This window comes from Leucobacter sp. VD1 (assembly GCF_037150695.1).
Taxonomy (GTDB): Bacteria; Actinomycetota; Actinomycetes; order Actinomycetales; family Microbacteriaceae; genus Leucobacter.
The window spans coordinates 521,389-533,449 of record NZ_JBBCPO010000001.1; the positions used below are offsets into that span (position 1 = coordinate 521,389).

A 12,061-nucleotide genomic window follows, 5' to 3' on the forward strand; every position below is an offset into this window, starting at 1 on the left:
GCGGCATCGCTGTGCGCGATCCGCCGTATTGCACAGCAGCGGATCAGCCCGCCGCCGCAGGGCTCCATGAGCCGGCGCCCCTTCCGGTGCGGGCGCTCAGCCGGCGAGTGTGGATTCGCGCACGTTCAGCGACGTCGGCACCAGTTCGCGCCGTCGCTCGGCGGTGCCGTCGAGCGAATCGATCAGCAGATCGACGGCGATCTCGCCCAGGCGCACCGGGTGCAGATCGAGGGCGGTGATCGGCCGCTGCAGGCCGTAGTCGAGGTAGCGGCTGTCGGTGAGACTGAGCACCTGCAGTTCGCCGGGCACGTCGAGGCCGAGGGTGTGCGCGCTGCGCTCGGTTGCGTGGGCGAGCGTGTCGAGCGTGGTGAGCACGGCGTCGAAGCGGCGATCGGGGGAGGCGAGTGCGGCCTGAATCACCGGCTCGGCCTCATCGACGCGAGGCCCGGGGGAGCGGATGATGATGGGCTCGATGCCGGCCGCCGAACACCAGTCGAGGTAGGCGGAAAGCTCATCTCGCACATACGACGAGCTGGTCTCGCTGAGAAACAGTGCGGGTTTTGCGTCACGGTTCGCCGCGAGGTGCGCGAGCGCTGTGGTGGTGCCCGAGGAGAAATCGTTGTCGACCCAGCTCAGATCATCTGAGTTGCGGCCGACGGTGACGCAGGCGATGCCCGCACCGGCGGCTGCTGCGAGCAGCGGATCGTTCTGGCTCGGGTCGACCACGATGAGGCCGTCGGCCGCTGAGAAGAAGGTGCGCGACGACTCGTGCGAGGGCAGCATCGAGAGCAGGAAGCCGCGTTGAAAGGCCTGCGCGCTCGCGCCGCTCAGCACGCGGAAGTAGTATTCGACGTCCCACTCGGGCTGCCCAGGCTTCGTCGATTGTGCGGCCATGGGCGACACCGTGAGCACGAGTGAGCCGGTGCGGCCGGCGTTGAGGTTCTTCGCGATGCGGTTGACGGTGTACCCGAGGCGCGCCGCCGTGTCGATCACGTTCTGGCGGGTGGCCGGTGCGACGCGCCCCTTGCCGTTCAGCGCCTCAGAGGCGGTCGCGACCGAAACCCCGGCCTCGGCGGCCACATCCTTGATGGTGATTCTTCGCGGTTTCACGGTGCCTCGTTTCACTGGTGGTGCTGTCCGGGGGTCACAGGCTTGAACGCGGCACCCGGCACGACGATGCTTGCGGCGAGATCGAGCAGGTGGGGGCGGATCGCGGGAGGCAGCAGCGCTCGGCCTTCGGCGCAGAGCTCGGCGATGCGTGCCTCCGCGGCGGCTGTCACCTCGGGTGCGCCCGCGGCGACTGCAAGCGTGTCAGCGGGAACGGTGGCGGGGTCGGGGTCACCGGAGTTCGCTCTGCTTCCTGTCACTGTCAGGCGATGGAATGCCAGCCAGAGGGGGATCGTGGGGATGCCGTTGCGCAGATCCGCTCCGTGGTCCTTGCCCAGTTCTGCCACGTCGCCGTGCACGTCGAGCAGATCGTCTGCGAGCTGGAAGGCGAGTCCGAGGCGTTCGCCGGCGAGGGCGAGCCTGGCGGGATCCGGGGCCGCGGCCGTACCCGGTCGGCAGGCGGCTCCGCCGAGTTCGAAGGCGGCCCCGAACAGTGCACCGGTTTTCAGTGTTGCGTAGCGCTCCAACGCCGCAGGAGCATCGGGGCCCCAGTCGAGGGCCGATTCGACCAGTTGCCCGGTGCTCAGCGCCCGCAGCGCCCGTGCGAGCGGCTTGCTTGTCTGGGATCCGAGCGGGGCGACCAGCTCCTGGGCGACCCCGATCAGCAGATCGCCCACGAGAATCGCGGTGGCCTCGCCCGACACCGTGTGCAGTGCGGCGGCCCCGCGCCGCATCGTCGAGGCATCGATGATGTCATCGTGCACGAGTGAGGCTGTGTGCAGCAGCTCGACGGCTGCGGCTGCCTCGGTGATGACCTGCGGATCGGGCTCGCCGTAGGCGTGCGCCACCGCGATCAGCGCCCGTGCGCGCACATACTTGCCTCCCGCCAGAGCGGCCGCCTGGGCGGGCGGCACCGTGCCGGCGGGGAGCGCGGCGAGGTGGGTGTCGAGCAGCTCGCGCAGGCGGGTGATCACCTGGGAGAGGCCCTCGGGTTCGGCCTGCTGCGCGCGCTCCGCTGCCGGGGTCGGAACGGGTGCGTGCGAGGCTGTCATGCGGCTCCTTTGGTTCGGCTGCGCCGTGTGGTTCTAGGGTAGGTCGCCCGAGCTCCGCTGCCAAATCGATTCGGCAGCGGGTGCGCCCCGGCCGAACCGTCAGACGACAGCCTCCGCACCGCGAGCGCCCGCGCCCGCAAGCTATCCTGAGGGCGTGAGCGTCGACGATCTATCGCCAAGTATGCAGAATTACCTCAAGGTGATCTGGGGTCTGCAGGAGTGGTCCGACGCACCCGTCTCGAACTCGGCGATCGCCGAAGCCGCGGGGGTGCGGCTGTCGACAGTCTCAGACGCGCTCCGCAAACTCTCCGACCAAGAACTCATCGGCCATGTGCGCTACGGCACCGTCACCCTGACCGAGCTCGGGCGCGAGCACGCAGTGTCAATGATCCGCCGCCACAGGCTGCTCGAGACCTTCCTCGTGCAAGCGCTCGGCTACGAATGGGATGAGGTGCACGAAGAAGCCGATCGGCTTGAACATGCCGTCTCCGACGAACTCATCGACCGGGTCGACCGTATGCTCGGATACCCGAGCCGCGATCCGCACGGCGACCCGATCCCGAGTGCCGACGGGCGCGTGCATCGGCCCGACGCCATCATCCTGGCCGCCGTTCCTGCCCCGTGCCGTGCCCGTGTCGAGCGCATCTCCGATGCAGATAACGAGATGTTGCAGTACTTCGCCAGCCGCGGCCTTGTCGTAGACGCTGAACTCGAAGTGCTGCCGGGCGAGCCCTACTCAGAAACCGTGACGGTGCGCGTCGGCGAGGCAGAAGCTCCTGTGAGCCTCGGCCCCGCCGCCGCCGCATCGGTGTGGGTGACGGTGACCTCGCGATAGCGGCCCCTAGGCGGGATCGGGCGATTCCGCGGGTTCCGGATCTTTCGCGAACTTCAGGCCGATCACACAGCCCACGATGCCGACGAGGAAAACGAGTTTCAGGGCGGTGGGCGTATCGGTGCCGAGCACGAAGGAGGCGCCAACGGTCAGCGCAGCGCCGAGACCCGTCCAGATCGCGTAGGCCACACTCACGGGCAGACCCCGCATGGCGTAGCCCAGGCCAAACAGGCTGATGGGATTGGTGATGAAGAAGACCACGGTCGGCGCTGGCACCGTAAACCCGTGTGACTGCTTCAGTGCGATCGCCCACACTGCTTCGAGCACCGCGCTCGCAAGTAGCACCAGCCAGTGACGGATCGACGCGGTCTTGACTTCGGGAGACCCGCGCAGCGGTCGACGAGCCATGATCAGCTCACCGCCTTCAGGCCGACTACACAGGCAATCAAGCCGATCAGCAGTGCAACCCGCAGCACCGTCGCTCGATCCTTTCGTGTGATCAGCGCCCAGGCCGCCGTCAACACGGCACCGATCCCCACCCACACCGCATAAGCGGTGCCCACGGGAATTTCGCGCATGGCCCAGGCCAGCCCCGCCATGCTGCCGAGATAGGAGACCAGAAACAGCAGTGTTGGCCGAAGTCGTTTGAAACCCTTCGACGCATCGAGGGCCGTCGCCCATACGGCTTCGAGCATTCCGCTCATGATGAGCAATATCCACGCGAGTGACATGACTCGGCTTCTTTCTGGCCGTCGTCTACGTTGCGGGTACAGCTCCCTCGTCCGCGCCCCCGGAAAAGGGGCCGCATCCAGTGTCGCACGCGCCGGCCGCCACGGTGCTCGGGATCTGCACAGCTAAAGTTCGCCTGTCCGGCCTGCCCTCAGAAAGTGGGGTCGTTGTTGGCCGTGTCGGAGGCCGCGACACGGCCAACAACGACCCCGATTTCTGGAATGGTGGCGCGAAGGCCGTATGCGAAAGACAGCAGGCAGAGGAGTGACGCGGGCGCGTTTTACGAGATAATAGGGGAGGCCCGGGTGGGCCCCGGAAGGAGCGCGGTGTTCGGCTGGTCGAAGAAACGCAAGCGCAGCAATGCGCGGCCGCCGCGACGGCTGCCCCGACGCGTACTCGCGCCCGTCGAAGAGATCGTCGAGCAGGGGCTGCTCGTGGCCGACGTTGCCGTGCGCATGACGGTCAAAAACGAGATCATCATGAACGCCCTCAAGCGCCACGCCGACTACGACCAGACCCAGATCCGTGAAATGGTGCGCCAGGCCACTGCAGATCTTGCGAGCGAGCGAGAGCGCGACGCGAGGCACATCGCGCGCATGCGCGACGAGATCCGCGATACCGGCCGCAGCTCATGGAGCGAGTCCGACTACGGCAACGACGACAACCGCACCCTGCGTCACCGCCAGGAAGTGTACGAGCGGGTCGCAGAAGAGCTGCAGAAGCGCGCCGCAGACGACACCTACCTCGCAGAAACCGCAGAGCGTGCCCGTTCCATGGCGTGGAATGAGATCGGCGATTCGCTCAAAGAGCGCGCCACACACCCCTATTACAGTGGCGGCGACAACGAGGAGTACCGCGAGGCTCGCGAGAGCCGCATTCAGCAGCTCATCGAGAAAGACCTCACCGCGCTCGTGCAGCAGCAGGCCAAGCCCAGCCGACTGCGCCGCAAGCGCAAAACCGAAGAGTAAGTGCTCAGCGCTCGCGCAACTCCGGGTGCCGGGTGAGGTAGCCGTCGATGAACCAGCATGAGGCGTGCAGCTGGCGTGTGCCGATCGCGTCGCCCGTGAGTGCATGGTGCGCGAGCAGGCCGGCGAGCCCGGTGCCGCGCAGCTCGGGCAGCACGACGGTGTGGTCGAAGTCGATCGTGCGCTCGCCGATGAGGGAGTAGTGCGCTTCTCCCACGAGCCGGCCTCGGCCAGCGCGCTCGTGCTGCCCGGTGCTTGCGCTCTCGCTCTGGTAGATCGCATAGCGCTGCTCTTCGGGCTCGTGCACGATGCTGAACCCGTCGGCCGCGGCCTGCTGCTCGTCCAAGTATCTCGCCATGCTCTTTAATGTACGCGCGGGAGCCGCGAATGCGTAGAGCTTGACAGCGTTTGCAGAGCTGAGTGCGGTGCGGCGTGCGCGTGCTGATGTGGGGGTCTAGTGGTGCTGCGTCAGGAATGTCGGTGGTGCCGACTATTCTCAAAGAGTGCCTCAGCTGCCTCGTTTCCATCGCGCCCCGATCGGGGTGCTGGCCTGCCTGCTGATCGTGGGCGGGCTCGTGGGTTGCGCGTCGCCTGAGCCCGCACCCGCGCCTGAGGTGCTGTCGGCTACGAAAGCCGGGGGCGTGTATCTTGACGCCGTCTGCCCGGTGAATGCCGCATGGGATGAGGCCGACGTTGAGCTCGACAAGCTGCGCATCGCGGTGGCACGCGGTGGTGACGCGAAGATCGATACGACGCGCTTCGCCGCGGCGATGGGGCGTGTTGCCGAGGTGAGCGCCGAAGCCGGCCAGCAGCTCGACACTGAGCAGCAGAGCTGGCCTGCGGCCGCAGAGGCTCCGGTGGCGGAGGTGCGCAAAACGCTGCAGGCGGATCGGAAGCAGGCCGTGAGCGTCGCAAAGCTCGACGCCGTGGCCGCTGTGGGCTACGTCTGGCAGGGTGCCGCCGAATCAGGGGAGGCTGCTGCGGCGGCGAGGGCCGCGCTGGGGCTGCCGGCCGACCCCGAAGCGGCGTGCGCGCAGTGGCAGGCTCAGCAGTCGGAGCGCGAAGGTGCTGGTGATGCAGACGTGGGTGCAGACACAGGGTTAGGCGCAGACGATACCGAGCGGAAGGCGCAGGGTTGATGATCGAACTCGACGAATCAGGATCGCGGGCCGCTGCGGCGTTGCGAGTGGAACGCGCGATCTGTGCTGCAGCCCGCTCAGGAAATCGCCTGCTGGCGGGTGGGGTGGCCCGGGTCGAGCTCACAGACGGGGGCGAGCGCGACATGCTGATCGCTGCGCTCGCCCGTATGGGGGTGCGCCTTGAGGCGGCGGCAGGCAGCCAGGCGGAGTTCGTGTTCGTTGATCAGTTGAGCGATGCGGGTCGCGCTGCTGCGGTTTCCGGTGCCGCCGCGGGAAGCAGATCGGGCGAAGCTAACCGGGCCGGACCAGGGCTCGCCCCGGTGATCGTGGCGCTCGACGGTGGGGTTTCCTCGGCCCGCGGCGGAGATGCAGCGGCGCGGATCGCGTGGGCGGCAGACGGCATGCGCGCCACAGCGCGTCTCGCCGCCGAGTTCGCCGAGGTCGCCCAGGCTGGTGCTGGCTCCCGGCCACGCATCGGCGTCAGCCTCGTGCTCGAACCGAAGACCGCTGCGCTAACCCTCGCGCTCGCCGACGCAGGCTGCGATGTGGCGCTCTTCAGCGCCGTCTCAGAAACCGACCCCGAGGTTGCCGCCGCGCTCGCCGCAGATGGCAGGGTCGAGGTGTTCGCCCCCACAAGCGCCGAGGCCGCCGACGAGCAGGGATCCGCCGCCCTCGATGCCGATCATGCCGCGGCGATACTCGACTGGGGCCCCGAATATCTTGTCGATGACGGATCCCACCTGATCCGCCTCGCACACACCGAGCGCCCCGCCGCGCTCGACAGCCTGCGAGGTGCCGCCGAAGAGACCACCAGCGGCGTGCGCCCGCTGCGCGAGATGGCGGCTGAGGGCGTGCTGCGCATCCCCGTGATCACGGTCAACGACGCCCGCACCAAAACCGACTTCGACAACCTCGTCGGCACCGGGCAGTCGTGCGTGTTCGCGATCGCCGAGCTGCTCGACCGTGCCGGCTGGGCGCCGCCCGGCGTGGGCGCTGCGCCCTCCGGCACCCGCAGGTATTCCGGCAGCAGCGGGTATTCCGGCGTCGCAGGTAGCCGGTGGGTGGTGATCGGGTATGGGCCCGTCGGCGTCGGCACCGCACGCTTCGCCGCTGCGCTTGGCGCTGCAGTCACCGTGGTCGAGCGAGATCCTGTGCGTGCTTTGGCCGCCATGCACGACGGCTTCGAGGCTCGCTGCGCTGAAGAAGCACTGCCCCTTGCCGATGTGGTGGTGAGCGCCACCGGAGTCTGGCACACCCTCGATGCACGTGGCTTCGCGCTGTTGCGGCCGGGCACCGCGGTTGCCGTTGCGGGCGGCATCGACGACGAACTCGCGCTCGACGAGCTGCGGGCTGCGGGGTGGCGGGTGCAGCCCCAGGTCGATGGCGTGGCACAGTGGGTCGCCCCGGGCGAAGAGCACGGCCCGCTGGTGCTCGCCGACGGCGGCGGCGTCAATTACACGGCAGCCGAAGGCAACCCCATCGAGGTGATGGATCTCTCTTTCGCCACCCAGCTCGCTGCGCTCACTCGGCTCATGCGCGGCGACCTCGCTCCCGGCGTGCACACGCTGACTGCGGAAGACGAGGCCAGGGTTGCGCGGGCGGCGCTCGCGGTGCGCGGCGGATCCGCCGATCCGGCACCCTCCCGCAGCCGTCCCGGCGGCGCAGCTCAGCCGTGGTCTGTGCACCGCTACCGCGCCACCCGCTGAGGCGGTGGCTGCGCCGAGCATGTCGTCGCACGCCCTAGACTCGTGCGGGTGAGCACAGCACCCGAGATCGTCGTCTACAGCGCTTCCCTCGTCTTCCCCGTCGTCAGCCCGCGCATTGAAGACGGCGCCGTGGCTGTGCAGAACGGGCGCATCCTGCATGTGGGGGATCGCCGCTGGGTGCTTGATGCGCTTGCCGCCCGCGGGGTCGAGCATCGCGAGGAGCACTGGGAGGGCGTGCTCGCCCCCGGCCTGGTGAACGCGCACACCCATCTGCAGTACACGCGCATGGCCGAGGTGGCGCAGCGCAGCTACAACGGGTTTGACGACTGGGGTGACGCCTTCGACGTGGTGTATGAGCGTGGTGGGCACGACTGGGCTGCTGCCGCAGCTGATGGTGCACGGCAGAGTCTCGCTGCGGGTGTGACCGCTGCGGCCGATGTTGTGACCGACCGTGAGGCGTTGAGTGCGCTGCACGATGCAGGTATGCACGGCATTGCCTACTGGGAGGTGTACGGCAAGAGCAACGCCGACTGGGATGCTGCTGCCCGCGACGAGGTGCGTGAGCAGATCCGCGCGATTCCTACGCCGCCCGGGGCTGGTGTTTCGCCGCACGCTCCCTACTCGCTTGAGGTGCAGCCGCTGCTGGAGTTGCCCGACATTGTGCGCGAGGAGGGGTTGCGGCTCCATATTCACCTTGCCGAAGCGCATATGGAGCGCGAGTTCGATGGCATCGACGGTTATGTGGGTGCTGGGCCGGGCGGGCATGGTGAGTGGCCCGAGCTGGGCGCAGACAGTTTCCGCGCGCTGCGTTCGCACGGCATCGGCGTTTCGTCGACGCAGTTTGTGGATCATCTCGGGGTGCTCGGGCCTGACTGTCATATTGCGCACGGCGTGTATGTGAGTGCCGAGGATCGCGCGCTGCTGCGCGCCAGGGGCACCAGCGTGGCGTTGTGCCCGAGGTCGAACGAGGTGATTGGCCTCGACATGCCTCCTGTGGCTTCGTATCTGCGTGAGGGCAACCTGATCGCGGTCGGCACTGACTCGCTTTCGTCTTCGCCCTCGCTCGACTTGATGGCTGATGTTGCTGCGTTGTATCGGGTGGCGCGGTCGCAGGGCTACCGTGACGATGACCTGCATCAGCGCCTCTTCACGGCGGCCACCCTGGGCGGGGCTGCGGCCCTGGGGCAGCATGTGGGGAAGCGTCGTATTGGGCAGCTCGGGGTCGGCGCGATGGCTGATCTTGCGTTCTTCGAGTGTGCGTCGCGGCACCCTGATGCAGCCCTGGCTGAGCTGGTTGAAGATGGCGTCGGCCGTGTTCGCCGCACCGTGGTCGAGGGTGTGGAGCGCTTCCGCGCGTAGCGCGCGCTCGCAGCGTCACGCCCCGCCGAGAGGCGGATATTGCATGGCGAGCCGAGATCTCGCATGCGAAATCCGCCTCTCGACGGATGGCGACCTGTCGGGGAGGGGTGCGGCTCGTGTGACTCCCGATGACGCGCGGTGCGGTGTGCGGCCTGGAATCTCATAGACTGGTCTGTGGTCGGCGCGGCTGCGCCATGCCCGGACGCGCCCGCGCCTCTGCACTGATCGAAGGAGCCCCCATGTCACGCACCTCCCGCCTTGTTGCGGCCGCCGCTGCCGGCGCCGCGGCCCTGCTCGCCCTCACCGCTTGCACCAGCGGCGCTTCGTCTGATGGCGGCGCTGCTGAGGTTGGCCCGGTCACCGAAGGCAAGCTCACTGTTGCTACCGGCGAGCCCGCCTACGCCCCGTGGGTGCTGAACGATGATCCCGAGAGCGGCGAGGGCTTTGAGGCCGCAGTCGTGTACGCCGTGGCTGAGGAGATGGGCTACGCCGAGGGCGATGTGGTGTGGGTGCGTTCGAGCTTCGACTCGGCGATCGCTCCGGGCCCGAAGGATTGGGATCTCAATGTGCAGCAGTTCTCGGTGAGCGAGGAGCGCGCGAAGGCTGTCGACTTCTCGTCGCCGTACTACGAGACCACGCAGGCTGTGGTGGCTGCCGGTGGCACGCCCGCGGCTGACGCGAAGAGCATCGCCGATCTGAAGGACACCGTGATCGGTGTCGCTTCGGGCACTACTTCGCTGAAGGTTGCTGAAGAGGTGATCGCACCGAACCAGCAGATCCAGGTCTTCAACAACGTCGATGACACGGTTGCGGCCCTGCAGAACGGCACGATCGACGCGATGGTCACTGATCTGCCGGGTGCGTTCTACGTGCGTGATGCGCAGCTCGATGACGGTGTGATCGTGGGTCAGCTTGATTCGGCTGAGGGTGGCGACGAGTTCGCGTTCGTGCTGCCGAAGGGTTCGTCGCTGACGTCGAAGGTGTCGAAGGCGCTGGATACCCTCCGCGAGAACGGCAAGCTTGATGAGCTGGCGGCGAAGTGGATCGCTGACCAGGGTGCTCCGGTTCTGAAGTAGTCATTTCCTCGTGACCTCTTCTCTTCCCGGCAGCGCGCCGTTCGAGCCCTCGGCTATCGAGCTCGAACGGCGCGCTTTCCGTCGTGCCCGCAAGCAGCGGTCGATTCTGTTCAGTGTGCTGAGCACGCTCGTGTTTGCTGCGGTGATTGCTGTTGTGCTCGTGAATAGTCCTGGCTGGAGCCGGGTGAGCGAGACGTTCTTCGACGTCGAGGTGGCTGTGAAGTCGTTCCCTCGGGTGATCGAGGGCCTGTGGCTGAACGTGCAGGTGTTGTTCGTATCGGCGATTGGTGTGGCGATTCTGGGCACGCTGCTCGCGGTGGCGCGCACCTTGAAGGGGCCGGTATTTACGCCCATCCGTTTGCTGGCTGCGGGCTACACCGATATTTTCCGCGGTATTCCGGTGCTGTTGGTGTTGTATCTTGTGGGCTTTGGCATTCCGGGCCTCGAGCTGACGGGGCGTATGCCGGCTCAGTTCTGGGGCACGATTGCGCTGATCCTCAGTTATTCGGCGTATGTGGCTGAGGTGTTGCGCGCGGGTATTGATGCGGTGCATCCTTCGCAGCGGCTTGCTGCTCGTTCCTTGGGTTTGAGCCACGGGAAGACGTTGCGGCTTGTGGTGATGCCGCAGGCGGTGCGCAAGGTGACGCCGGCGCTGATGAACGATTTTGTGTCGATGCAGAAAGATGTGGGTTTGATCTCGGTGCTCGGTGCTGTTGATGCGGTGCGGGCGGCGCAGATTGAGGTGGCGTCGAGCTATAACTTCACGCCGTATGTGCTTGCTGGCGTGCTGTTTGTGCTGTTGTCGTGGCCGTTTATTCGGCTTACCGATTGGTTGACGGCTCGCGCGCAGAAGCGTGAGCAGGTGGGGGGCGTCGTATGACCGCATCGGTGGAGCGGGTGGCGGATCCCGTGGCGCGGCCCGTGCTTGAGGTGCGGGGGGTGCATAAGCGTTTTGGCGAGCATCCGGTGTTGCGCGGCATTGATCTCACTGTTGATCGGCATGAGGTTGTGGTGCTGATTGGCGCTTCGGGTTCGGGCAAGTCAACGTTGTTGAAGACGATCAATTTGCTTGAGCAGATCGATGATGGCCGTATTTTGCTGGCGCGCGCGTCTGCGGATGATGGTGGCACTGCGGGTGAACTTGAGGACATCACTGATCCGCGGGTGGATCCTGATCGCGTGCGGGCGCGGATCGGCGTGGTGTTTCAGCACTACAACCTGTTTCCGCACATGAATGTGATCGACAATGTCACGCTTGCTGCGCGTAAGGTGGTTGGCGTGTCTCGGGGTGAGGCTGAGCGTGCGGGGCTTGCGTTGTTGACCCGTATTGGTCTTGCCGATAAGGCGAAGGAGTTTCCTGATCGCCTTTCGGGTGGTCAGCAGCAGCGTGTGGCGATTGTGCGTGCGATTGCGACTGATCCTGAGCTGTTGTTGCTTGATGAGATTACGAGTGCGCTTGACCCGCAGCTGGTGGGTGAGGTGCTTGATCTGGTGCGCGAGTTGAAGGCCGCGGGTTCGACGATTGTGATGGCGACGCATGAGATGTCGTTTGCGCGTCGGGTGGCGGATCGCGTGGTCTATTTGAAGGATGGCGTGATTGTGGAGTCGGGGTCGCCTGAGCAGATCTTCGACAATCCTCAGCGGGAGGAGACTCGGGAGTTTTTGGCTCGGGTGCGTGATCCGTTTGGGGAGTGACGCGCGCTAGCGTTCAATCTTTGATCGGGGTCCTTTGTGGTCGGGTGTCGTTGCGACACGCGGCTACGAGGGGCCCCGTTTGTGTTGTGTGCGTGGGTCGCGGGTGAATTTTGAGTGCGTTGAGGGTGATTTTTGCCCACTTTTGCCTGTGTGTTCGGTGTGCCTTCGGTAGGCTTTTCCGATCCGGGGTCTGCAGTGCGTTGAGGGGAACGAGGCGGCATCGGGGATGGTGCTGGTGTTGTGGCTCTGAGGGGTGTTGCTTTCGTGCGAACTGCAGGCGTTGATGGTGCTCGCGAGCCTCAGCCTGACGTGGCAGATCGTATCTTGTCCCGTTCGGTGAACAGCTTGAAGGTATCGGCGGCGTCTCACCGGCCGCGGCAGCTCTGCTTCGGGGTGCGTGT

Annotated in this window: 13 protein-coding genes; 8 read left to right on the plus strand and 5 right to left on the minus strand. The window is 66.5% G+C overall.

Going from position 1 to position 12,061, the window contains the following annotated elements; all coding sequences use genetic code 11:
• Positions 1-96 precede the first annotated feature (96 nt).
• Both WFL22_RS02530 and WFL22_RS02535 read right to left on the minus strand, forming a co-directional pair.
• Positions 97-1,110: a LacI family DNA-binding transcriptional regulator gene (locus WFL22_RS02530; protein WP_336991334.1), complete on the minus strand. Its 1,014-nt coding sequence runs from the start codon at positions 1,108-1,110 to the stop codon at positions 97-99.
• An 11-nt stretch (positions 1,111-1,121) separates the two neighbouring features.
• Entirely contained in the window at positions 1,122-2,159 is a 1,038-nt protein-coding gene (locus WFL22_RS02535) for a polyprenyl synthetase family protein (protein ID WP_336651290.1), read from the minus strand.
• 154 nt (positions 2,160-2,313) lie between these two features.
• Here WFL22_RS02535 and WFL22_RS02540 point away from each other — a divergent pair, with 154 nt between their 5' ends.
• Complete coding sequence (locus tag WFL22_RS02540; protein WP_336651289.1) at positions 2,314-2,994, plus strand: metal-dependent transcriptional regulator; 681 nt, start codon at positions 2,314-2,316, stop codon at positions 2,992-2,994.
• A gap of 6 nt (positions 2,995-3,000) precedes the next feature.
• Here the strand turns inward: WFL22_RS02540 and WFL22_RS02545 are convergent, their stop codons facing one another.
• Both WFL22_RS02545 and WFL22_RS02550 read right to left on the minus strand, forming a co-directional pair.
• The gene (locus tag WFL22_RS02545) at positions 3,001-3,399 is read right to left on the minus strand and encodes a DMT family transporter (RefSeq protein ID WP_336651288.1); all 399 of its coding nucleotides are present in this window, start codon (positions 3,397-3,399) and stop codon (positions 3,001-3,003) included.
• Between the two features lie 2 nt (positions 3,400-3,401).
• On the minus strand, positions 3,402-3,722 hold the full coding sequence (locus tag WFL22_RS02550; RefSeq protein WP_336651287.1) for a DMT family transporter: 321 nt from the start codon (positions 3,720-3,722) through the stop codon (positions 3,402-3,404).
• Positions 3,723-4,046: 324 nt separating this feature from the next.
• Here WFL22_RS02550 and WFL22_RS02555 point away from each other — a divergent pair, with 324 nt between their 5' ends.
• The gene (locus WFL22_RS02555) at positions 4,047-4,688 is read left to right on the plus strand and encodes an asparagine synthase (RefSeq protein WP_336991336.1); all 642 of its coding nucleotides are present in this window, start codon (positions 4,047-4,049) and stop codon (positions 4,686-4,688) included.
• A gap of 4 nt (positions 4,689-4,692) precedes the next feature.
• On the opposite strand, the gene WFL22_RS02560 is transcribed toward WFL22_RS02555, so the two are convergent.
• On the minus strand, positions 4,693-5,043 hold the full coding sequence (locus WFL22_RS02560) for a GNAT family N-acetyltransferase (RefSeq protein ID WP_336991337.1): 351 nt from the start codon (positions 5,041-5,043) through the stop codon (positions 4,693-4,695).
• A 145-nt stretch (positions 5,044-5,188) separates the two neighbouring features.
• On the opposite strand from WFL22_RS02560, the gene WFL22_RS02565 reads away from it, so the two are divergent.
• From WFL22_RS02565 to WFL22_RS02590, 6 genes are all read left to right on the plus strand, one after another.
• Entirely contained in the window at positions 5,189-5,824 is a 636-nt protein-coding gene (locus tag WFL22_RS02565) for a hypothetical protein (RefSeq protein WP_336651284.1), read from the plus strand.
• Positions 5,824-7,530: an adenosylhomocysteinase gene (locus tag WFL22_RS02570; protein ID WP_336991339.1), complete on the plus strand. Its 1,707-nt coding sequence runs from the start codon at positions 5,824-5,826 to the stop codon at positions 7,528-7,530. Before WFL22_RS02565 ends, WFL22_RS02570 begins: the two co-directional genes overlap by 1 nt.
• 42 nt (positions 7,531-7,572) lie before the next feature.
• Positions 7,573-8,889, plus strand: coding sequence for an amidohydrolase family protein (locus WFL22_RS02575; protein WP_442918951.1), 1,317 nt, complete (start codon positions 7,573-7,575; stop codon positions 8,887-8,889).
• A gap of 239 nt (positions 8,890-9,128) precedes the next feature.
• A complete protein-coding gene (locus tag WFL22_RS02580; RefSeq protein WP_336991341.1) occupies positions 9,129-9,965 on the plus strand; it encodes an ABC transporter substrate-binding protein in 837 nt (278 codons plus the stop codon).
• Positions 9,966-9,975: 10 nt separating this feature from the next.
• Positions 9,976-10,845: an amino acid ABC transporter permease gene (locus tag WFL22_RS02585; protein ID WP_336991343.1), complete on the plus strand. Its 870-nt coding sequence runs from the start codon at positions 9,976-9,978 to the stop codon at positions 10,843-10,845.
• On the plus strand, positions 10,842-11,660 hold the full coding sequence (locus WFL22_RS02590) for an amino acid ABC transporter ATP-binding protein (protein WP_336991344.1): 819 nt from the start codon (positions 10,842-10,844) through the stop codon (positions 11,658-11,660). The genes WFL22_RS02585 and WFL22_RS02590 overlap by 4 nt, the downstream gene beginning before the upstream one ends.
• Positions 11,661-12,061: the final 401 nt, after the last annotated feature.